Source organism: Streptomyces sp. NBC_00247 (assembly GCF_036188265.1).
Taxonomy (GTDB): domain Bacteria; phylum Actinomycetota; class Actinomycetes; order Streptomycetales; family Streptomycetaceae; genus Streptomyces.
In genome coordinates this window covers 6,445,810-6,469,627 of sequence record NZ_CP108093.1, presented here as the reverse complement: position 1 = coordinate 6,469,627, position 23,818 = coordinate 6,445,810, and the positions used below count along the sequence as shown (strand labels likewise).

The window sequence follows — 23,818 nt, the reverse complement described above, 5'->3', positions numbered from 1 at the left end:
CGCAGTCCGATGTTCAGGGGCCGCGCGGTTTCGTCCGCAAACGCACGGGATTACCGCCCCGAAGAACTTCCAGCAGCCGTACGGGTTTTCCCGGCCGGCACCAGCCACCGGACAGGGGAATGATCATGGATTCATTGGCGAAGGCCGTGCTCGCCGGCGCGAGCGCCGATCGCCTGGAGCGCGAACCGGTGCCGGAGCAGTACGTGGCCACCCACCTGCGGGTGGAAGACGTCGGCCTGTTCGGCGATGCGGCGGACAAGGACGTCCGGCGCACCCTGCACCTCGGACCGGTGCCGATGCCCGAACTCGCGCCCGACGAGGTGCTGGTGGCTGTGATGGCCAGCTCAGTCAATTACAACACCGTGTGGTCGGCGATGTTCGAGCCGTTACCCACCTTCGACTTCCTGCGTCGCTACGGCCGACAGGGAGGCTGGGCCTCCCGGCACGACCAGCCTTACCATGTCCTGGGTTCCGACGCGTCCGGAGTGATCGTGCGCACCGGCAATGGGGTGCGGCGCTGGCGCACCGGCGACCACGTCGTCGTCTCCTGCACCCACGTGGACGACCAGGAACCCGCCACCCACTCGGACGGCATGCTCGGCGCCGAACAGCGGATCTGGGGCTTCGAGACCAACTTCGGGGGCCTGGCCCACTACGCAGTGGTCCGGGCCAGCCAGCTGGTGCCCAAGGCCGCCCATCTGACCTGGGAGGAGGCCGCTTCCATCCCGCTGTGCGCGGGCACTTCCTACCGGATGCTGGTGGGGGAGCACGGAGCACGGATGAAGCAGGGCGACATCGTGCTGATCTGGGGCGCCGCCGGCGGCCTGGGAGCATCCGCCGTGCAGCTGGTGAAGAACGGCGGCGGGATCCCGATCGGCGTCGTCAGCTCCGAGGCCAAAGCCGCTGTCCTGCGCCGACTGGGCTGCGACGTCATCATCAACCGTGCCGAGATCGGCATGGGTGACGGCAATGGCTCCGACGGCGATCCCGGCCAGGCGATCGAAGCCGGCAGGCGGCTGCGCCGGATCATCCGCCGTGAGGTGGGCGAGGACCCGCATGTCGTCGTCGACTTCATCGGCCGGGCCACATTCGCTACGTCCACTTTCCTTGTACGGCGCGGCGGAACCGTGGTCACCTGCGGCTCCAGCACCGGCTACCAGCACCACTACGACAATCGCTATCTGTGGATGAGTCTCAAACGGATCATCGGCAGTCACTCCGCCAACTTGCAGGAGCAATGGGAGTGCAACCGACTGGTGCAGGCGGGACGACTGATGCCCGCCCTGTCCGAGGTCTACCCACTCGACCAGATCGCCGAGGCGTCCCGGAAGGTTCAGCAGAACCGCCACATCGGGAAGATCGGTGTCCTCTGCCTCGCCCCGGAACCCGGACTTGGCGTCACTGACCCGCAGACCCGTGCCCGCATCGGCGAGGGGCGCCTCAGTCCGCTGCGCGTACCGGCCGAGGACGTCCCCGCGCACGCACTGTCCCACTGAGCTCCGTCCCGTCGGAAGGCAGCTACGAAGATGATCGCCGCCGGGACCGACGCCCGTCGCGTCGACTTCATTACACAAGAAGGCAGGACGGCATGAGCGGTACCGCGCCGGAGTGCGCCCCCGCACCGGACTCGGGTGAGCCCGTTGATCGAGTCGGCGTGGTCGGCTGCGGGCTGATGGGTTCGGGCATCGCCGAGGTGGCCGCGCTGGCCGGCTGCCAGGTGACCGTGGTGGTCTCACGGCCTGGCTCGGCTGTCGCGGGCGGCGACCGGATCGCGGCCTCGCTCACCCGGGCTGTGTCCAAGGGGAGGGTGACGGAGGAACAGCGTGACGGCGCGCTGGAGAGGTTGACCTTCACCACCGCCCTCGACGACCTGCGGGACCGTCAACTTGTGATCGAGTGCATCCGGGAACACGAGCAGGAGAAGCTGGAGCTGTTCGGGGCGCTGGACCGGGTGGTGAAGAACCCGGCGGCCATTCTCGCCACCAACACCTCCTCCCTGCCGATCTCCCGTATCGGTCGGGCCACCACGCGCCCCGGTCAGGTGATCGGCGCGCACTTCTTCAGTCCGGTCCCGGCCATGCCACTGGTCGAGCTGATCAGTTCGCTCGACACGGAGGAGACCGTCCACGAGCAGGCCCGCCTGTTCGTCCAAGGCGTCCTGGGCAAGGAAGTCATCCGGTCCGCGGACCGCAGCGGTTTCGTGGTCAACGCCCTGCTGATCCCCTACCTGTTGTCGGCCATCCGGATGGTCGAGTCGGGGTTCGCGACTGCCGAGGTGATAGACCGGGGCATGGTGCTCGGCTGCTCGCACCCGCTGGGCCCCTTGAAGCTCGCCGACTTGGTGGGCCTGGACACCGTCAGGGACATCGCCGCCGCGCTGTACCAGGAGTTCAAGGATCCTCAGTACGCGCCTCCCCCGTTGCTCCTGCGCATGGTCGAGACCGGTCGGCACGGCAGGAAGACCGGACAGGGCTTCCATACCTACGACAGCTGACCCTGGTAAGGACCGCACGAACTGCCACCATCGACGCCGCGGCGGCACTCAGCCGGGTGAACGGGAGGAGCGCCTCACCATGTCGAATCCCTCCGGAACCATACGAAGCGCATCCGGAGTGAGGCCGGATCGGACCGCGGCCGCCCTCCGCCCTTCCTGCCATTTCCTCGGCGCGGGCGGGTCCGCGAGGCTCGGTCCGGCCGAGGACCGGGAGACCGCCGCAGGCGACGGCGCCCCCTGCCCGGCTCGCCGAGGAATGCGAGCGGTAATCCATTCTCGCCCGCTGCATAACCGGGTTCCGCCTTGTCCCGTAGTGAGCGCGCGCCGAAAGGGCTACGGCCACCCGGTGGAGCTCATCCCGCGTCCAGACAGGGTCTCCGTCAAAACGAGACTTCCACCCGCCTACGTGACGGCGCCCGCAGACGTTGCCGCGATCCACAAGGGAGCGTGAAGATGGTGGTCATCCCTGCGTACCCCAGGACGGCCGGCTCTGGGGAAAATCCTGAGCCCGACCGATCCGCGGGAGCCCCTACCACTGCCCAGGGGGTCCCGAAAAACTTTGTGCAGGACCTCAGTGGTTTGCTGCCGGTCGGCGTCTGCAGCGGTTCCAGCGTGTACCGGGCAGGCCTCGCAACCGTATTGCGCGACATAACAGGGATCGCCGTGGTGGCCGAATTGGATACCGACCATTACAGCCCTCGGTGGCTGGGGGACCAACGGCCACGCGTGCTGCTGATGGACGTGGACGGATTCGACATCGAGGACATGCTGGCCAGACAGTTGATGAACCGGACCGCGGAGCACGAGGTGAAGGTTCTGGCACTCTCGGCCAACCTGGATCTGGAGACCGCGATGAAGGTACTCCACGGTGGCGCGGCGGGTTTTCTCCACAAGGACACACCGGTGCAGAGGCTCGTCGACGCGATCCGGGCGGTCGACCGGGGCGGTGCGGCGCTGGACCCCCAGGTGGCCGGCGGACTGATTGCCGCCCTGCGCCACAGCGGCTCCCCCGAAGTTCCGGTCAGGCCCGGCAGCGAGGTGAAACTCACCCCACGACAGCGGCAGATTCTTGGCCTGATCGGGCATGGACTTGCCAATGTGGAGATCGCCCGACAGCTACAGCTGGGCCGCCCCACGGTGAAATCGCACATCTCCTCGTTGCTGCGCGCGCTCGACCTGCGCGACAGGACCCAATTGGCCGTGTACGCCTGTGTGCACGGCTTCCGTGCCACCGTGGCGCCCTCCCTGTGAACTGAGCGAAAGCAAAATCCCGCCACCAGCACACGTATCTTCCCGGCCGCAATCGGCTGCGGGTTTTCCGCTGAACTTCTGCGGATCATCCCTGATGCGACGCGAGAGAATTGCAGAGATAGTTAATTCATGAGCAATTCACGGGTGAGTCGAATCAGCGCCGCCGAAATAGAGCCCTACCGGGCACGCGGTGGCCAGTTACGCATGGTGCTCCATCCCGGTTCGGTGGGGAGTCGATCGGGCTATATGGGCACGGTTGTCCTCCAGCCCGGCGAATACGTGGTGGAGCATTTTCACCCCTATTCCGAGGAGTTCCTGTTCGTCGTCAACGGCGACCTGGTTCTCGAGGCAGAGGGTGAGGACTGGGCACTGGGGGCCGGTGACGGCATCTACGTACCCATCGGCAAGCGGCACCGGCTGCGCAATGTGGGCACGACAGAGTCGCTGGCCGTGTACCACACCGGCCCGCTTGCGCCGGACCCGTCGTTGGCGCACGTGGACACCGAAGTCCTCGGTGAGACACAGACCGAGAGCACCGATGCCGCGGCCGGCACGGCCCGCATCCTGTTCATGGTGACGGTCGCGGAGGAGAAGCGGGAAGGCTTCCTGGCCGCCTACGAGAAAGTCCGGTTCAACGTAGCGGCGACCCCCGGGCACATTCGCGACCAGATCTGCCAGTCGCCCGACAATCCGGACAAGTGGCTGATCGTCAGCGAGTGGGACTCCATGGCGGAATTCTTCGCCTGGGAGCAATCCACGGAACACAAGGAACTGGTTCGGCCGATGCAGGCATGCTACTCAGATCCGGAGTTCCGTAGTTTCAACGTAGTTGCCGAGACGAAGGCGACACGGTCATGAGCAGTATCTCCACAGAAGACCGTCTGATGACCTACATCAACGTCTTCCACTGCAAGCCGGAGAACCAGGATGCCCTGTCCGTCGCGATCCGCAAGGAGACCGACGACATCATCCGGCACATGCCCGGCTTCATCTCGGCGAATGTGCACTGCAGCCTCGACGGCAGCCGGGTGACGAACTACGCGCAGTGGAGCGAACTCGCGGCCTTTCAAGAACACATCCGCAGCGAGGCGGGCCGCGCTTTGATTCTGGAACTTCACAAGTATGCCGACGACGTGGACGTGCACGTGTACCAGGTCGAGTGGATCGTGTCCGGGAATGAGGAGAGCCGACGATGAAATCCGCAAGGGAACTATGGGAGTCCGTCTACGCGGTGGTTGACGCGGGCGACCCCGCGGCGGCCGCCGATCTGTGCGACGCCGAACTGGAGATCCGTACCGCGAGCCAGGGCAAGACGGGCGCGAAGCGTCTTGCTGAGATGTTCGTGCAGCAGCACGGGCTGTACACGGAGCTGGAGCGCAAGGTCGACGGAGTCATCGAGTCCGCGGACGGCTCCGCGCTGTCGGTCGAGCTCACGATGTCCGGCGTGCCCAAGGGGGCCGGCCAGCGGCTGACCTGGAACGTCGTGGAGACCGTCCGAGCCGACGCCGGCCGCATCGTGTCCTGGCACGCCATGCTCGACCGGACCGGCCTGGTCCAGCAGATCCGCGCACTTCAGTCATGACAGCCATGCCGGTCGGACTACCCGTGCGCCAGGAGATGGAAGTCTCCGACGGCGTGATCGCGGTGGTGAACGGCGACGGCAGCGCCGGCCTGTCGAACAGCGTGCTACTTCTCGACGAACCGACCACAGTGATCGACACGATGCTGCTGCCGGAGATGGCGGCCGACATCGTGAGCGCGCTGGGCCGCAGGGGCCGGGCCGCCGAGTTGGTCGTCAACACACACATCCACACTGACCACATCGGCGGGAACATCCTGTTCGAGGGGGTGCCGATCATCGCTCACCCACGCACCGCCGACGGGATGCGCAGGATGATCGGCGAACCCGGCCTCCCCGCGCTGCTCGCCAAGGTGATGCCGAGGTTCGCGACGCGGCTGGCGGACTGGGACAGCACGGCCGCCGAACCGGTGCCCCCCGCCGGCATCGAAAGCGCGTTGCCCGGCGCCGCGCGCGTGCTCGAGTTCACGGACAGCCATTCGGCGGCCGACCTCGCGGTCTGGCTGCCTGCCGAACGGGTGCTGGCCACCGGCGACCTGTGCTTCGCGGGGGTGACGCCACTGGCCGTGCACGGGCGGGTCGGCCGCTGGCGCACGGCCCTGGACCAGCTGATCGCGCTGCGTCCCCGGGTGGTCCTTCCCGGCCATGGCCGGCCGGCCGGGATCGAGGCACTGCACGAACTGGCCGACTATTTCGACCGGGTGCTCGCCTCCGCCCGCCTGGCGGACGCCGAGCGACTGTCCGCGGAGGCGGTGTGGGCCCGGTTCGATCCGGGACCGGCAGCGGGCTGGCTCGAACCGGAACGCACTCTCGTGAACATCCAGGTAGCTCTCGCCGAGATATCCGGAAAACCCTTCCAAGGAGAACATCGTGTCTGACAAGATCAACATTCGCCGCATTCTGACTGAGGGATTTTCTCAGGGCAAGACCGAGGTCCTCGACGAACTGATGACGGAGGACTTCGTCAATCACAACGCGGCACCCGGAATGGAATCCGGCCGCGAAGGCGTCAAGTCGGTGATCCGGGTCGAGCGAAAAGGCTTCCCGGACCTGAAGGCCGAGATCATCCGTGACTTCGAGGACGGCGAATTCGTCATCCAGCACGTCCGGCTGACCGGCACACACACGGGCCCGGCGTTCGGCGTGGAGCCGACCGGACGCACCATCAGCTGGAACGAGATGCACATCGCGCGGGTCCGTGACGGACGTGTGAGCGATCACTGGGCCTGCAACGACCTGCACGTCCTGCTGACGCAGTTGGGCAAGATTACGCCGCCCGACACTTCCGCGTTCCGCCAGGCTGCCGCCAACTCCTGACCGGCACCCCGCTCGCCATTCGGAATTTCGTCGAGGAGACGCATCATGACAGACGGGTTCGCGATCATAGGCATGGCCGCCCGACTACCCGGGGCGAACGGGCCTGACGCGTTCTGGCGCCTGCTGTGTTCGGGCACCGACGCGGTCACCGACCCGCCGCCGGACCGGATGACCGGGCGCCGCGGGGCGTTCCTCGACGACATCACCGGATTCGACGCCGGCTTCTTCGACATCTTCCCGCGGGAAGCCGGCGTCATGGACCCGCACCAGCGGCTGATGCTGGAACTGGGCTGGGAGTCGTTGGAGCACGCGCGGCTGCTCACAGCTCGGCTGGCCGGCACACAGACCGGCGTGTTCGTGTCGGCGCCGCAAGAGACCACGCCGCTGTCCGCGCCCGACCACTACGCCTTCACCGGACGACAACGCGCCATGGTGGCCAACCGGTTGTCCCACGCCCTGGGCCTGAACGGTCCAAGCCTCACCGTGGACACCGGGCAGTCCTCGTCGTTGGTCGCGGTGCACTTGGCCGTGCAGTCGCTGCAGAGCGGTGAGTGCGACCTGGCCATCGCCGGCGGGGTAAGCCTGATGGTGGCCCCGGACACCCAGAGCGGCCTGGCCGAGATGGGCGTGCTGTCCCCGGACGGCCGGTGCCATGTGTTCGACAGCCGCGCCAACGGGTTCGTACGCGGTGAAGGCGGCGGCCTCGTCGTGCTGAAACGGCTGTCCGACGCGCTTGCCGACGACGACAGGATCGTCGCGGTCATCGCCGGCAGCTCGGTGAACAACGACGGGCGCACCGACGGGCTGACGGTGCCCAGCGCCACCGCCCAGCAGGCCCTGCTCTCACGGGCGTACGACCGTGCCGGGGTCGACCCCGGCACGGTTCAGTACGTCGAGTTGCACGGAACCGGCACTGCCGTGGGCGACCCGGTTGAAGCGGCCGGCCTCGGGGCCGCCCTGGGCACCGTCGCCACCCGGACAACACCGCTGCTGGTCGGGTCCGTCAAGACGAACATCGGCCACCTGGAGGCAGCAGCCGGGATCGCCGGCCTGCTCAAGACCGTGTTGAGCCTGCAGAATCGGCAAGTGCCGGCGAGTCTGCACTTCACGACGCCCAACCCGGACATACCGCTTGCGGATCTGAACCTTCGGGTCAACACGCAGGCTGTGCGCTGGCCGGACGGGCCGGCCGTGGCCGGCGTCAGTTCGTTCGGACTCGGTGGCACGAACTGCCACGTGGTGCTGGTCGAGGCGCCCCCGGCCCCGGTGCCGAGTTCGCCCCCGCTGTCGCGCTTGCCGGTGGTGCCATGGGTGTTGTCGGCGAAGACCCGGCACTCCCTGCGCGGGCAGGCCGAGCGGCTGCTCGACCGGGTCACCGAATCCGAGCCGGTGGACGTAGGGTTCTCGCTGGCGACCACTCGGACACAGTTCCCGGTCCGCGCGGTCGTTCTCGGCCGTGATCGGACCGAACTCGAGTCCGGTCTGCGGGAGTTGATTAACGGGTCCGGGCCGAGCGTGGTCGGCCCGGCGGCACAGCGGTTGTCGGCGGCGGCACACGAGTTCGTGTCCGGCGGCGAGGTGGACTGGGCAGCCGTGTTCACGGGAACCGGCGCCCGCTCGGTCGATCTGCCCACCTACGCGTTCGACCGGTCGGATGCCGACACCGTTCACCCGGCCGGGGCGGCACCACGCGCGTCCGACGACAGCCTGATCAGGGTGGTCCGAGCCGAGATCGCCGCCCAACTGGGTCACCACGACGCCGATGCCGTGCCGAACGACCACAGCTTCCAGGACCTCGGTCTCAGCTCCCTCAACGCGATCGAACTGGCCGAGCGGCTCTCGGCGGCGATCGGAGAGCGGGTCGACGCGACCGCGGTCTTCGACCATCCGACGCCGGCCGGGCTGGCCGCACACCTGACCGGCCACACCACTGACAGCCGCTCGGCCATCGACCTGCCCGCCTCTGACGACCTGCGGCCGGCCCGGATCACTCGCGACGACGATCCGGTCGCGATCGTGGGCATCGGCTGCCGGTTTCCCGGGGGCGTCGCCTCGGCGGCCGACTTGTGGGAGGTCTCGGTCGGCGGCCGCGACGTGATCTCCGCGTTTCCCACCGACCGTGGGTGGGACCTGGACACGCTCTACGATCCGGACCCGGACCGTCCGGGCACGACGTATGTCCGTGAGGGAGGGTTCCTCGACGACATCGCGGGGTTCGACGCCGGGTTCTTCGGGATCAGCCCCAGCGAGGCGCTCGCCATGGATCCGCAGCAGCGTCTGGTGCTCGAAGTGGCCTGGGAGGCACTGGAGAACGCGGGCATCGCCCCACAGACCCTGGCCGGCAGCGCGACCGGGGTGTTCGTGGGGATGTACGGCTGGGACTCCAGTGAATCGGTCGAGGGATACCGGATCACCGGAGGCCTGTCAGCTGTCGCCTCCGGCCGGGTGGCGTACACGCTGGGTCTTGAGGGGCCTGCGGTGACCGTCGACACCGCGTGTTCGTCGTCGTTGGTGGCCTTGCACCTGGCATGCCGCTCATTGCGTTCGGGTGAGACGGACCTGGTCCTGGCCGGAGGGGCGACCGTCATGTCGACCCCCCGCGTCTTCCTCGACCTCGCCCGGCAGCGTGGCCTGTCGCCCGATGCGCGGTGCAAGTCGTTCGCCGCCTCGGCGGACGGCACCGCCTGGGCCGAAGGCGCGGGCGTCGTCGCACTGGAGCGACTCTCGGACGCGCGGCGCCACGGGCACCGAGTGCTGGCCCTGGTCCGGGGCAGCGCGGTCAACCAGGACGGCGCCTCCAACGGGCTCACGGCGCCCAACGGCCCGTCCCAGCAGCGAGTCATCCGAACGGCACTCGCCGACGCCGGACTGACCACGGCGGACGTCGACGTCGTGGAAGCGCACGGCACCGGAACGGTGTTGGGCGACCCGATCGAGGCCCATGCGGTGCTGGCCACCTACGGCCGGCACCGGCCGCCCGAACGGCCGGTCCTCCTGGGGTCGCTGAAGTCCAACATCGGACACGCCCAAGCCGCCGCGGGCATCGCCGGACTGATCAAAATGGTCGCCGCCATGGACCACGGCACCGTACCCGCCACCCTGCACGTCGACGCGCCGAGTTCTCACATCTCCTGGTCCACCGGCGCCGTACAACTGGCCACCAGCACCCAGGACTGGCCGGACACCGGACGACCACGCCGCGCCGCGGTGTCGTCGTTCGGGATCTCCGGAACCAACGCACACGTCATCCTCGAACAGGCACCCGCCCAGGCGGACAAGGCCCAGGACGAGCCCCCATGGTCCGCTGTGCCCTGGGTGCTCTCGGCGAAGACCCCGGACGCGCTGCGCGGCCAAGCGCAGCGATTGCTCGCACCTGCCGCCGAGCACGACGCGGCCGACATCGGCCGGTCGCTGGCGACTGGACGGTCGCGGTTCGCGCACCGTGCCGTGGTGATCGGTACGGACTCCACCGACCTGATCGCCGGGCTGTCCGCGGTGGCCGCCGGCCTGCCCGCCGAAAACGTGACGTACGGCCAAGCCGCGGAGAATCCGGGCAAGACCGCGTTCGTCTTCCCCGGGCAGGGCGTCGAGTGGATGGGTATGGCCGCCGAACTCCTCGACTGCGCACCGGTGTTCGCCGCGCGGATGGCCGACTGCGCCCGGATCATCGACCCGCTGGTGGACTGGTCACTGCTGGACACGGTCCGGGAGACCGCCGATGATTCCTGGCTGGCGCGCGTCGACGTCGTGCACCCCATGCTGTTCGCGGTCATGGTCTCCCTGGCCGAACAGTGGCGTTCCCTCGGAGTGCGGCCCGACGCGGTCGTGGGCACCTCACAGGGGGAGATCGCGGCCGCCTGCCTCGCCGGAGCGATCTCTCTCACCGAGGGGTGCCGGCTCATCGTGGCCCGGTCGAGGCTGATGGCCGAGCAACTCTCCGGCGCGATCGTCTCGGTCGCCGCAACGGAGAGCGTCGTGGCGCCACGGCTGCTTCCCGGCCTGACGATAGCGGGCGTCAGCGGTCCGAACGGGACGACGGTCGCCGGGCCGGTGGACACGCTGGCCGAGTTCACTGCCGAACTGCGCGCGGCCGGACTGCGGGCCCGGACCGTGGCTCCGCGCGCCTCGCACTCCCATCTGGTCGATCCACTGGAAGAACAGTTCGCCGACCTGGCCTCGTTCGTCCGCCCCTCGGCCGCCTCGGTGCCGATCTACTCGACGGTGACCGGAGCGGCCATCGCGGGCGAGGACCTCAACCCCGCCTACTGGTACCAGAACTGCCGGCAGCCAGTGGCCTTCCGCCGATCCGTCGAGGCCCTGCTCGCCGATGGGTTCACGCACTTCGTGGAGTGCGCCCCGCATGCGGCGCTGGGAATCCACATCGAACAGACCGCGGAGCAGGACGGCCGTACGGTCACCGTGACCGGCTCCCTGCGCCGCGGCGAGGGCGGTCCGGCCCGGTTCCTGACCTCCGCCGCGCAGCGGTACGTGCGCGGCGGTGAGGTGACGTGGGACTCGGTATTCGGCGATGCCCGTCAAGTGCCTCTGCCCACGTACGCGTTCGACCGTAAGCGGTACTGGCTGGAGCCGAAGCCGCACACGGACGTGACAGGGCTGGGCCTGGCCGTCGCGGACCATCCGATGCTCGGAGCCGTGGCCGAACTGCCGGACACGGATACGACTCTGTTGACCGGACGGCTGTCGCTCGCCACGCACGGCTGGCTGGCCGATCACACGGCCGCGGGAGCGACGTTGCTGCCGGCCACGGCATTCGTGGAACTGGCCCTGCGTGCGGGCGCCGAGGCCGGCCGCGAGAGCGTGCGGGAACTGGTGATCCAGACCCCGCTCGTACTGCCGGAGCAGGGCAGCGTGGACATCCGGGTGGTCGGGGGCGCCAACGAGGTGACGATCCATTCCCGCACCGACCGGGGATGGGTGACGCACGCGCGCGGCGAGCTGGCCGCCCAGAAGACGGATGGACCGCCGCAACCCGCCGCGTGGCCTCCCTTCGATGCGACCGAGGTCGACCTGAGCGATGCCTACCCGCGGCTGGCTGAGCGCGGTTATGGCTACGGGCCGGCGTTTCGTGGTCTGCGTGCGATGTGGCGCCGGGGCGACGAGGTGTTCGCCGAGGTCGCTCTTCCCGCCGAGGCGGACGCAGCCGGCTTCGCCCTGCACCCGGCTTTGCTCGACGCGGCGTTGCACGCGGCACTGTTCACCGTCGCCGGGCACGGCATGGCGCTGCCGTTCTCCTGGTCCGACGTCCGACTGTTCGCCACCGGTGCCACCGCCCTGCGGGTGGTGATCACGCCGGGGGGGCCGGACGAGGTGTCCCTCGCGGCATACGACGAGTCCGGTCGGCCGGTGTGCGCCGTCGGGTCGATCGTGTTGCGACAGGTGTCGTCCGAACAGCAGGCCGCGATCTCCCGGGCCGGCCGGTTCACCGTCCACCAGTTGCTGGAACTCGACTGGCGGCCGCTGGCCCGGCCGCGTGCGATTCCGGTGTCGGTCGTTGCCTGGGACGATCTGGACCGGACGGCGCCGATCCCGAATGTCGTCGCGCTCGACGGCGGATTCGGCTCGGGCACCGAACCGGACGCCGCCGGACCGGACATGGTCGCCCGTACCCACGCCGCCACCCACCGAATGCTCGGGGTACTCCAGGACTGGCTCGCCGACGAGCGGTCGGCGGACAGCATTCTGCTGGTCTTCACCCGTGGCGCGGTGGGGCCGGCCGGCGACGGACCGTCCGACCCGGTCGCCGCCGCGGTGTGGGGCCTGGTGCGCGCGGCGCAGGTCGAAGCGCCCGGCCGGTTCGTACTCGTGGACAGCGACGCGGACATCGACTTCGCTACCGTCGTGGCGAGCGGTGAACCGGAGGTGGTGATCCGCTCCGGTGTTCTGCACACGTCCCGGCTTGCGCCGGTACCGGCCTCCGCCGCTCCGGGCGGGATCGACCCGACCGGGCCGACCCTGATCACCGGCGGCACCGGAGGACTCGGTTCAGTACTGGCGCGCCATCTGGTGACCCGCCACGGGGTGCGGCGACTGGTGCTTGCCTCACGGCGGGGCCCGGACGCTCCCGGCGCCAGGGAGCTGGTCGCGGAACTGGCCGGTCTGGGGGCGACGGCGCAGGTGGTGTCGTGCGACGTCACCGACCGTGCCGCGCTGGCTTCCCTGGTGACGCCGGAACTGACCACGGTGATCCACACGGCCGGCGTGCTCGACGACGGCGTACTCGACTCGCTGACCCCGGAGCGGATGGACTCCGTGCTGTCGCCCAAGGCCGACGCCGCGTGGTATCTGCACGAGGCCACCGCGCGGACCGGTGCCAAGCTCGTGCTGTTCTCCTCCGTGCTCGGCGTGTGTGGCGGGGCAGGCCAGGCCAACTACGCGGCAGCCAACGCCTTCCTCGACGCTCTGGCGGCTCACCGGCATGCTCGTGGGCTGCCCACGCTGTCCATCGGCTGGGGGTTGTGGGACCACACCACGGGCATGGCCGGACGACTGCGTGACGCGGACATCGTCCGGCTCGAGCGGCGTGGGCTGGTCGAACTGCCGGTCGACGCCGGGCTGGACCTCTTCGACGCCGCCATCGCGCAACACCGGCCGTACGTCGTCGCGATGCCGGTCGACCGCGCGGCGCTTCGGGTCTCCGCGGACCTCGGCGAACTGCCTTCGGCGCTGAGGGACCTGGCACCGCCCCGGCGGCAGCCATCGCCCACCACGGGGCCCGCACCCGCGGACCTGCTCGCGCTGACACGGGCGGAGGCCGCGGTCGTTCTCGGGCGGGGCGGCGAGCTGATCGATCCGGACCGCAAGTTCCGGGATCTTGGCTTCGACTCGCTGCTCGCCGTAGAACTGCGCAACCGGCTCAAAACGGCCACCGGCATGTCGCTGCCCGCGGCCGTGGTCTTCGACTACCCCACGCCTGCCGCACTGGCCGATTACCTGCGCGACCGGGCCGCCGGACGCACCGCACGCGCTGACGAGCAGGCGGCGGCGGCGGTGGACGCCACCGATCCGATCGTCGTGGTGGGTATCGGTTGTCGGTTCCCGGGCGGGATCGACTCGCCCGGGGACCTGTGGGAAACCGTGGTCAACGGCAGGGAGGTGATCGGTGATTTCCCGGCCGACCGCGGATGGCCCATGAGCGGTCCCTCCCTGCGTCAGGGTGGATTCCTCGCCGACGCGGGTGCGTTCGACGCCGCGTTCTTCGGCATCAACCCGCACGAGGCGGCCGCGATGGACCCGCAGCAGCGATTGCTGCTCGAGGTGTGCTGGGAAGCGGTCGAGCGCGCCGGCATCGCCCCTGAGTCGCTGGCCGGCAGCCGCACCGGCGTGTTCGCCGGAATCATGGCCCAGGAGTACGGCGCGGGCGTCGATGACGCCGCAGCCGGGGTGGAGGGTTACCGACTGGTCGGCAGCCAAGGCAGTGTGGCCTCCGGCCGAGTCGCGTACGCGCTCGGTCTGGAGGGGCCCGCGATCACCGTGGACACGGCCTGCTCCTCATCGTTGGTCGCGGTGCACCTGGCTACGCGGTCGCTTCAGTCCGACGAGTGCGAGCTGGCGCTGGTAGGCGGCGCCACGGTGATGGCCACACCAAGGGTGTTCGTGGAGTTCGCCAAGCAGGGCGGCCTGGCCGCCGATGGGCGGTGCAAGTCGTTCGGTGCCGCGGCCGACGGGACCGGCTGGAGCGAAGGCGCGGGCGTCCTGGTGCTGGAGCGGCTGTCCCGGGCCAGGGCGCACGGGCACCGGGTGCTCGCGGTGGTACGCGGCAGCGCGGTGAACCAGGACGGCGCGTCGAACGGGCTGACCGCACCGAACGGCCCGTCCCAGCAACGCGTGATCCGTTCCGCCCTCGCCGGTGCCGGCCTGTCCCCCGCGGACGTGGACGTGCTGGAAGCACACGGGACGGGCACGGTGCTGGGCGATCCCATCGAGGCGGAGGCGATCCTGGCGACATACGGTCAGGGCCGGCCCGCCGACCGGCCGCTGCTGCTCGGCTCGGTCAAGTCGAACCTCGGACACACCCAGGCCGCCGCGGGCATGGCCGGCATGATCAAGATGATCGGCGCGCTCGACCGGGGCATTGTGGCGCCGACACTGCACGCGGATCCGCCGACGTCCGCGGTGGACTGGTCGGGCGGGGCCGTAGCCCTGGCGACCGAGTCGGTCGACTGGCCGCGGACGGGGCAGCCGCGTCGGGCGGCGGTGTCGGCGTTCGGCATCTCCGGAACCAACGCCCACGTGATCCTCGAACAGGCCCCACCGCAGCCGGAACAGGTCGCCGTGGAACGGAACTGGCCGGTGCTGCCGTGGGTGCTGTCCGCGCGCACCAAACCCGCGCTCCGCGGCCAGGCCGCCCGGCTGCTCGCCCATGTGCGGACGAACGAGAACCTTGGCCCGGCGGCCGTCGCCTCGGCACTGGTCGCGACGCGGTCGCGGCTGCCGCACCGGACGGTCGTCACCGGCGCGGACCGTGCCGAGCTGCTCGACCGACTGGCCGAGGCCGCCCACGCTGAGCCGGCCGAGCCGACGACCGGGCCCGTCGTGTTCCTCTTCCCCGGCCACGGGGGCCAGTACGCGGCCATGGGCGCGGCGTTGCACGCCGAGTTCCCGGTGTTCGCCGCCGCACTCGACGGGGTACTCGCCGAACTGGACGTACACCTGGGCCGGTCGCTGGGCGACCTGCTGTTCGCCGCGAAGGGCTCGCCTGAGGCGGCCATCCTTCAGGACCGGACCGAGTTCACCCAGCCCGCGCTGTTCGCCATCGAGGTCGCGCTGTTCCGGCTCGTCGAATCCTTCGGACTGCGACCGGACTATCTGCTCGGCCATTCCTTCGGCGAACTGGCCGCGGCGCACGTGGCCGGAGTCCTGTCGCTGCCCGACGCCGCCAGGATGATCACTGCGCGGGGCCGTGTCATGGGCGCCCTGCCGCCCGGCAGCATGGTGCAGATCCTGGCCGGCGCCGATGAGGTCGAGAGCGTCCTCGAACCGGGGGTGTCGATCGCCGCCGTGAACACGAAGGACGCGACTGTCGTCTCCGGGGCGCCGGATGCCGTCGAGCGGGTCGTCGAACGCTGTCGTGCCCGTGGGTGGCGGTCGCTCAGGCTGCGAACCCGGTACGCGTTCCACTCGGCCGGACTGGACGGTCTGCTTGGCGAGTTCGCCGCAGTGGCCCGGGAGGTCACCTACCACCCTGCGACCATCCCGATCATGTCCGGTGTCACCGGCGAGCTGGCCGGCGACGAGGACCTGCGTTCGGCTGACTACTGGCTGCGGCATGCCAGGCAGACCGTGCAGTTCCTCCCCTGTGTGAACGCCCTCGCGGAACAGGGCGCGAGGACCTTCGTCGAGATCGGGCCGGGGCGGGCACTGACCACCCTGGTCGCGCAGGCCATACCCACCGAGGTGACCGCGTTGCCGCTGCTGCGCGGCGACCGGGCCGAACTGGCCGGTCTGCTGCCCGCGCTCGGCGAGTTGTTCGCGCGGGGTCTGCCCCTGGACCTGCGGACGATGTTCGGCGAGCCGACCGGCCCCTTCGCGGAGCTGCCCACCTATGCGTTCGACCGGCGGCACTACTGGCTGCGGCCGGAGCCGCCGGCTGCCCCGACGGGACTCGGGTTCGTCGCGACGGACCACCCCGTCCTGACTGCCCTGATGGAGCTGCCGGACAGCGGCACGGTGGTTCTGTCCGGCTCGGTCTCCCGGAACTCGCCCGGTTGGATGGCCGACCACTCGGTGGCCGGCTCGGTTCTCGCTCCCGGTACCTTCTTCGCCGAACTGGCACTGCGTACCGGCGCCGAGATCGGGGCGGACACGGTGCGTGAATTGGTGATCCAGGCTCCGCTGGTGCTGCCCGAACAGGGCCGGCTGTCCCTCCAGGTGGTCGCCCATCCGACCGGTGAGGTGGTGGTGTCCGCCCGGGCGGACGAACCGACCGCACCCTGGGTGGTGCATGCCAGGGGCTCGGTGACCACGGCGGACCGGGCAGCACCCGCACGGCAGGTCGTCTGGCCCCCTCCCAGCGCCGTGCCGATCGACCCGGACGGCGCGTACGACCGGCTGGCAGACCAGGGACTCGACTACGGACCGGCTTTCCGGGGGCTGCGCGCGATATGGCGCGACGGTGACGACGTGCTCGCCGAGGTCGCGGCCGACGTCGACACGACCGGCTACGGCCTGCACCCGGCTCTGCTGGACGCGGCGTTGCAGGCGTGGTTGTCGGGCACCGGCCGCAGCGGCTCGGACGTGCCGTTCGCCTGGCAGAACGTCATGCTGCACCGGGCCGGGGCGGACAGGCTGCGAGTCCGGCTGTCCCCCGCAGGGCCGGACGGGGTGTCGGTCGCGGTGCACGATGGGACCGGCCGACCGGTCCTGACCGCCGAATCGGTCCGTCTGCGGCCGATGTCCGCATCGGCCCGCCGAGTACAGGAACTGGCCTGGATTCCGCTGCCCTCCACGCCCGCCACCGTCTCCGCGTCGTTCGGCGACGTCGCGGTGCTCGACGGATTCTCCGGCAGCGGGGACGTCGTGTCCTCGGTGCACGAGGCGACGCGGAAGGTGCTCGCCGCGTTGACCGCGCCGACGGCACAGCGGCTGGTGATCGTGACCCATGGCGCGGTCGGGCTGCCGGGCGAGGATGTGCCCGACCTGGCCGGCGCGGCGGTGTGGGGACTGGTGCGCTCCGCACAGATCGAACAGCCCGGCCGGTTCGTCCTGGTGGACACCGACGGCGAACTCGATCTGCCCGCGGTCATGGCGACGGGGGAGCCACAACTGATGATCCGCTCGGGGGTGGCGCATACGGCCCGGCTGGCCCCCCTGCCTCAGCCCTCGGAGGGGGTGTCCCCCTTCAGTCCCGAGAGCACGGTACTGATCACCGGCGGCACCGGCGGTCTCGGCGCGCTCTTCGCCCGGCATCTGGTGGCCGCGCACGGAGTGAGGCGGCTGGTGCTGGCCAGCAGGCGCGGGCCGGCCGCACCGGAAGCGCCCGCGCTGCGGGCGGAGCTGACCGAGCTGGGCGCGACCGTCGAGATCGTAGCCTGTGATGTCGCCGACCCGGCCGCGGTGGCCGGCCTGGTGACACCCGGACTGACCGCGGTGGTGCACGCGGCCGGCGTACTCGAAGACGGGGTACTGGAGTCACTGACGCCGCGGCGACTGGACGCCGTGCTCGCGGCCAAAGCGGATGCCGCGTGGAATCTGCACCGGGCGACGCTCGGTTTTGACCTGACCGCGTTCGTACTCTTCTCCTCCGTGGCCGGCATGCTCGGTTCGGCGGGGCAGGCCAACTATGCCGCGGCGAACTCCTTCCTGGACGGGCTGGCCGCGCATCGCAGGGCCAGGGGCCTGCCCGCCGTATCCATCGCCTGGGGTCTGTGGGCGGGGCAGCGAGGCATGACCGAGCACCTGCGCGACGCGGATCTGGCGCGGCTGCGCGACCGAGGGCTCGCGGCGATCTCCGAATCCGACGGCCTGGCGATGTTCGACGCCGCCCTGACGGCGCCGCGCGCGCAGGTAGCCGCGGTCACCCTGCGCAGCCCTGTCCGGCCGAGCCGTCAGGACGACGCGCTGCGGCTGAGGCAGGAACTGGCCCGCCTCGACCCCGACGAGCAGCGGCAACGCGTGCTGGACCTTCTGGGCCACGAGCTGGTGACGCTGCTCGGCCACAGCGAAGCGCAGCCGCTCGACGCGGACCGCACCTTCCGCGACCTGGGCGTCGACTCGCTCACCGCGATCGAACTGCGGAACGCCCTCGCACCGCTGACCGATGCGCCGCTGCCGGCCACGGTGGTGTTCGACTACCCGACTCCCGCAGCGCTCACCGACCACATACACCGAACCCTCGTCGCACCGCTGTCTGACGCAGCACCGGACCAGAAGGAGTTGATTGACACGATGGATGTCGAAGAGCTGATCGCGGTCGCGCTGGGTGAGGACGGCTCGCGATGACCGACCGGATTCGAGCAGTGCGGAGCCCGGCGCGACGGCCGTCCGGCACGGTCCCCCGGGCGCAGCCCATGCCGTCCCAGTGGCACTGGGCCCTGACGACCCTGCTCTGGCAGGGCCTCGTCGCGATGGGCAGCACCTGGATACCGGTACAGATCCCGATCGAAGTCCATCCGTACGGCTCCGGACGGAGTGACGCGCCATGAGCGGGGACACCGAAGCCAGGCTGGTGAAAGCGCTGCGTGAGTCACTCAAGGAAATCGAGCGACTGCGCCGGAACGGCAGCAGTGACGATCCGGTCGCGATCGTGGGCGTCGGCTGCCGGTTTCCCGGGGGCGTCGCCTCGGCGGCCGATTTGTGGGAGGTCTCGGTCGGCGGCCGCGACGTGATCTCCGCGTTTCCCGCCGACCGTGGGTGGGACCTGGACACGCTCTACGATCCGGACCCGGACCGTCCGGGCACGACGTATGTCCGTGAGGGAGGGTTCCTCGACGACATCGCGGGGTTCGACGCCGGGTTCTTCGGGATCAGCCCCAGCGAGGCGCTCGCGATGGATCCGCAGCAGCGTCTGGTGCTCGAAGTGGCCTGGGAGGCACTGGAGAACGCGGGCATCGCCCCACAGACCCTGGCCGGCAGCGCGACCGGGGTGTTCGTGGGCCACATGGCTCAGGAGTACGGGCGCGACGTCCAGGAAGCCGGTACGGAAGGCTACCGGTCGACCGGCACGGCAGCCAGTCTGATCTCTGGCCGGGTGGCGTACACGCTGGGTCTTGAGGGGCCTGCGGTGACCGTCGACACCGCGTGTTCGTCGTCGTTGGTGGCCTTGCACCTGGCATGCCGCTCATTGCGTTCGGGTGAGACGGACCTGGTCCTGGCCGGAGGGGCGACCGTCATGTCGACCCCCCGCGTCTTCCTCGACTTCGCCCGGCAGCGTGGCCTGTCGCCCGATGCGCGGTGCAAGTCGTTCGCCGCCTCGGCGGACGGCACCGCCTGGGCCGAAGGCGCGGGCGTCGTCGCACTGGAGCGACTCTCGGACGCGCGGCGCCACGGGCACCGAGTGCTGGCCCTGGTCCGGGGCAGCGCGGTCAACCAGGACGGCGCCTCCAACGGGCTCACGGCGCCCAACGGCCCGTCCCAGCAGCGGGTCATCCGAACGGCACTCGCCGACGCCGGACTGACCACGGCGGACGTCGACGTCGTGGAAGCGCACGGCACCGGAACGGTGTTGGGCGACCCGATCGAGGCCCATGCGGTGCTGGCCACCTACGGCCGGCACCGGCCGCCCGAACGGCCGGTCCTCCTGGGGTCGCTGAAGTCCAACATCGGACACGCCCAGGCCGCCGCGGGCATCGCCGGACTGATCAAAATGGTCGCCGCCATGGACCACGGCACCGTACCCGCCACCTTGCACGTCGACGCGCCGAGTTCTCACATCTCCTGGTCCACCGGCGCCGTACAACTGGCCACCAGCACCCAGGACTGGCCGGACACCGGACGACCACGCCGCGCCGCGGTGTCGTCGTTCGGGATCTCCGGAACCAACGCACACGTCATCCTCGAACAGGCACCACCGGCGCCCGCCCCACCGCGGCGCTCTCTGCCCGCCGTGCCCTGGGTGCTCTCGGCGAAGACCCCGGACGCGCTGACAGCACAGGCCACCCGGCTGCTCACGTTCCTGGAGAACGCGGACGCGGACATCGACCCGGCGGACGTCGGGTTCACTCTGCTCACCCGGGCGCGGTTCGGCCACCGCTGCGTCGTGCTCGGCACGGACCAGGACGAACTGATGACGGGTCTGCGTACCCTCGCCGTCGCGCCGGAGCCCGGCGGCGTATTCGGGCAGACCACGCTGCGTGACCTGGCCGAGCGATTCGTGGCCGCCGGTGTGGCCGACTGGGCGGATGTGTTCGCCGGATCCGGTGCACGACGGGTCGACTTGCCCACATATCCTTTCGCCCGGCGACGCTTCTGGCCGACACCGGCCACGGCGGACGCCATCGCCACCACCGGGCAGGCGAGCGACACCACCACCGCGGTGCGCACCGCCATCGGCGACGTGCTCGGCGAATACGGCAGAGTCGGCCTCGACGACGACATCGTCGTCACTTGGGGACTGAACTCGCTTGCGGCGGTGGAACTTCGAGGTCGGTTGCAGGCGCTGACCGACGCGCGGATCAGCATGACCGACATCTTCGACAACCCGACGATCCGCTCTCTGGCCAAGGTCCTGGACGAGCGCTGCCGGTCCTGGAGGCCCTGATGACCACTGATCCCGTCGCCCGCCTCGGATTCGGCCGATTCGTGCCGCCCCAGACGGTGAACCGGAAGTCGGCCCGCGAGGTGTTCGTCACCGATCACGCGCCGGCCGGCCCGGACGAATTCGTGATCGCCGTGCGGGTGGCACACGACCATCCCCTGTGGTCCGACCAGCGGGCACAGACGCACGACCCGGCAGTCGTGATCGAGGCGTTTCGGCAGGCGTTCGTTCTGGTGCGGCACGAGTACCTCGGCGTTCCGCGAGGCACACCGACGGCCGTGCAGCAGCTGACGCTGGCCGTGCACGAGCCGCACGCGTTCCGTGCCGACGGCACCACGCCGCTGCAAGGCGTCATCAAGGTGGGCGTCACGCGCACCGACGACATCCTCGACATCGTGGGAGACTTCCTGATCGGCTCAGTGCCGGCCATGGCGCTCTCGTTCAGGAGCGTCCTGTTCCCCCAGGACTCCTACCGTGAGATCCGGGACTACCAGCGGTCGCGGCGAGCCGGGCGAACCGTGGACATGGACGGCCCGCCCGAGGCACGGCTGATCGGGCCCGAGCTGGTCGGGCGGCGCACTCGAAGCAACGTGGTGATCGGGCCCGCGGCACAGCCCAACCGTTTCCCCTTGGTGGTGGACCGGTCCCACCCCTCGTTCTTCGACCGGGACTACGACCACGTTCCCGCGACTCTGCTCATCGAAGCCATGCGTCAGTCCGCACTGCTCAGCGCGGCGGAGACGGGTCTGCGCACGGGCGAGGCCCTGCTGACCCGAGCCGAACTGGACTTTGGTATGTACGTGGAAAACGACGTGCCCGCCAGCTGCGTGGTATCGGCGAACGGGCACCCGGGACGGGTGATCGCGTCGGTCGGCATCGATCAGGCCGACGTCCGCGTCGCAAGCGGCATCGTGGAACTGACCGAGATCAACCCGTGAAGAGCTGGGCCAGGACCTTCTCGCCCCCTTGGTCGATCGGCGCCGTCTCCCCTTTCCTTCGGAGGTCTCCTTCATGAACGTCGGTATCGGCCTGCCCATCGGCGCCCCGGACACCCTGCTCACCTGGGCCCGGCGCGCCGACGCGGGCCCCTTCAGCACCATGGGCCTGCTCGACCGGCTCGTCTACGACAACCCCGAGCCCCTGGTCGCCCTCGCCTTTCTCGCGGGCGCGACTTCCCGCATCCGTATTCAGACCGAGGTGCTGCTCGCCCCGCTACGCGACACCGCTCTCATGGCCAAGCAGGCCGCCACCTTGGACCGGATGACCGGTGGCCGCCTGGTGCTCGGCCTGGGCATCGGCGGCAGAGAGGACGACCACCAGGTCACGGGTATCGACAAACGCACCCGAGGGCTACGCCTGGATGAGCAGATGGCAGTGATGCGCCGCCTGTGGTCCGGTGAGCCGTACGGTGAGGGCGTCGGCCCGATCGGTCCGGCGCCCGCGCGATCCGGCGGCCCTGAGGTGCTCTTCGGCGGCTACCGGCCCGCCGCGCTGGAACGGGTCGCGCGCTGGGGCGACGGTTTTCTGTCCGCAGCGGCGCCGTCGAAGGCCGGCGGCCTCTTCGACACTGTCCGCATGTTCTGGAAGCAGCACGGCCGCGGGGGCGAGCCCCGGCTCGTGGCTCAGGTCAATGTCGCGCTCGGCCCGCAGGATGTGATCGACGACGCACGGGCCTCCGCGCACGCCTACTACACCTTTACCGGCATGGCGGACCGGATGGTTGCCGGAATGCTCACCACTCCCCATGAGATCCGCGACGCGATCGTCGGCTTCACCGACCTCGGAGCGGACGAGGTCATGCTCTACTGCCACGGCCTCGACCCGGACCAGGTGGACCGCCTCGCTGACATATCGGCCTGATGGCCGGCCAGTTCACAGCGAAGTCACTCGAACCCGCGGCAACTCGTGGCCGTGTCCGAAGGAGGGGGTAACCCGTATGAAAACGGTGGTATTCACGGTCGACGTGGTGCGCGACAGGGCGGGCGTCCTCGTCGTCTCCTGGGAGTCGAGCGGCGTCGGCCCGGTGGAACTGGCGGTCGGGCCGACGCCCGAGTTGATCGATTACGATCAACCAGTGGCGCGCGTGGACGGTGCTACAAGGGTGTCGCTGCCAGGGCTGGGGCCCGGCCGGCACTACATCTCCGTCGCGCCTGTCGACGGGAGCGCCCGGGTTCTCGCCGCCGAACGCGTGGTGCCGCTGGAGGGCGCGAGCAACTTCCGCGACCTGGGCGGCTACCGTACGAAGGACGGCGGCCGTACCCGGTGGGGCTTGGTCTTCCGCGCGGACGCGCCCGACCGGCTCACCACCGCTGACCTCGACGCGATCGGGCGCCTCGGCCTTCAGGCCGTCTACGATCTGCGCACCGACAGGGAACGTTCGAGGGCGCCGTCCGCGCTGCCTGACTCGATCCGGCGCGAAACGCTGGCGGTCGGCGACGAGGCCTCGCGCCCGACCCCACTCGCCGAGCTGGTCCACCGCGGCCGAGCCGACCCCGTCCCGGACGACTTTCTGCACCAGGTCTACCTTGACATGATCCTTCAGGACGCGGCCGCCTTCGGCCGCGTCCTGAACGGACTCGGCGCGCCGGACGGCGCGCCCGCGGTGATCCATTGCACCGCGGGCAAGGACCGCACCGGTCTGGCCGCAGCGCTGCTGCTGTCGGTGCTCGGCGTGGACGAGGCGACGGTGCTGGACGACTACACGCTGAGCAGGCTCTGCTACGACGAATCCCGAATGGCCCGACTGCTGCCCAGACTTGCCGCACTCGGCTTGGACGAGGAGCGCTACCACGCGGTATTCGGTGCGCCCCGACATGCGATGGCAAGCACGCTGGACGCCCTGCGCGAGCAGTACGGAACGGTCGAGGACTACCTGATCGGGCGCGCGGGTGTGACGCCCGAGACGATCGAGGCGCTGCGGGCACGGTTGGTGGTACCCGCGCCGGCCGCAAGCGTGTAGGGCGCG

General features: G+C 69.9%; 13 protein-coding genes and 1 pseudogene. All 14 read left to right on the top strand.

What is annotated here, in order from left to right:
• Positions 1 to 125 precede the first annotated feature (125 nt).
• On the top strand, positions 126 to 1,496 hold the full coding sequence (ccrA, locus tag OHT52_RS27955; protein WP_328722942.1) for a crotonyl-CoA carboxylase/reductase: 1,371 nt from the start codon (positions 126 to 128) through the stop codon (positions 1,494 to 1,496).
• Between the two features lie 92 nt (positions 1,497 to 1,588).
• Positions 1,589 to 2,494 carry a 3-hydroxybutyryl-CoA dehydrogenase gene (locus tag OHT52_RS27950; protein ID WP_328722941.1) on the top strand — a complete coding sequence of 302 codons (906 nt, stop codon included), beginning with the start codon at positions 1,589 to 1,591 and terminating at the stop codon, positions 2,492 to 2,494.
• Between the two features lie 561 nt (positions 2,495 to 3,055).
• A complete protein-coding gene (locus tag OHT52_RS27945; protein ID WP_328722940.1) occupies positions 3,056 to 3,745 on the top strand; it encodes a response regulator transcription factor in 690 nt (229 codons plus the stop codon).
• 129 nt (positions 3,746 to 3,874) lie between these two features.
• Entirely contained in the window at positions 3,875 to 4,603 is a 729-nt protein-coding gene (locus OHT52_RS27940) for an antibiotic biosynthesis monooxygenase (RefSeq protein WP_328722939.1), read from the top strand.
• On the top strand, positions 4,600 to 4,941 hold the full coding sequence (locus OHT52_RS27935) for an antibiotic biosynthesis monooxygenase family protein (protein WP_328722938.1): 342 nt from the start codon (positions 4,600 to 4,602) through the stop codon (positions 4,939 to 4,941). Before OHT52_RS27940 ends, OHT52_RS27935 begins: the two co-directional genes overlap by 4 nt.
• Entirely contained in the window at positions 4,938 to 5,327 is a 390-nt protein-coding gene (locus tag OHT52_RS27930; protein WP_328722937.1) for a nuclear transport factor 2 family protein, read from the top strand. The genes OHT52_RS27935 and OHT52_RS27930 overlap by 4 nt, the downstream gene beginning before the upstream one ends.
• A gap of 53 nt (positions 5,328 to 5,380) precedes the next feature.
• Positions 5,381 to 6,202: an MBL fold metallo-hydrolase gene (locus tag OHT52_RS27925; protein ID WP_328722936.1), complete on the top strand. Its 822-nt coding sequence runs from the start codon at positions 5,381 to 5,383 to the stop codon at positions 6,200 to 6,202.
• On the top strand, positions 6,195 to 6,641 hold the full coding sequence (locus tag OHT52_RS27920) for an ester cyclase (protein WP_328722935.1): 447 nt from the start codon (positions 6,195 to 6,197) through the stop codon (positions 6,639 to 6,641). The genes OHT52_RS27925 and OHT52_RS27920 overlap by 8 nt, the downstream gene beginning before the upstream one ends.
• A gap of 45 nt (positions 6,642 to 6,686) precedes the next feature.
• Positions 6,687 to 18,599, top strand: coding sequence for an SDR family NAD(P)-dependent oxidoreductase (locus OHT52_RS27915; RefSeq protein ID WP_328722934.1), 11,913 nt, complete (start codon positions 6,687 to 6,689; stop codon positions 18,597 to 18,599).
• A gap of 68 nt (positions 18,600 to 18,667) precedes the next feature.
• The gene (locus OHT52_RS27910) at positions 18,668 to 18,802 is read left to right on the top strand and encodes a hypothetical protein (protein WP_328722933.1); all 135 of its coding nucleotides are present in this window, start codon (positions 18,668 to 18,670) and stop codon (positions 18,800 to 18,802) included.
• Between the two features lie 74 nt (positions 18,803 to 18,876).
• A pseudogene (locus OHT52_RS27905) lies at positions 18,877 to 20,766 on the top strand (beta-ketoacyl synthase N-terminal-like domain-containing protein); the annotation flags it as partial.
• Positions 20,767 to 20,897: 131 nt separating this feature from the next.
• Complete coding sequence (locus tag OHT52_RS27900) at positions 20,898 to 21,791, top strand: AfsA-related hotdog domain-containing protein (protein WP_328722931.1); 894 nt, start codon at positions 20,898 to 20,900, stop codon at positions 21,789 to 21,791.
• Between the two features lie 73 nt (positions 21,792 to 21,864).
• The gene (locus tag OHT52_RS27895) at positions 21,865 to 22,713 is read left to right on the top strand and encodes an LLM class flavin-dependent oxidoreductase (RefSeq protein WP_328722930.1); all 849 of its coding nucleotides are present in this window, start codon (positions 21,865 to 21,867) and stop codon (positions 22,711 to 22,713) included.
• 76 nt (positions 22,714 to 22,789) lie between these two features.
• On the top strand, positions 22,790 to 23,812 hold the full coding sequence (locus tag OHT52_RS27890) for a tyrosine-protein phosphatase (protein WP_328722929.1): 1,023 nt from the start codon (positions 22,790 to 22,792) through the stop codon (positions 23,810 to 23,812).
• The last annotated feature ends 6 nt before the right edge of the window (positions 23,813 to 23,818 follow it).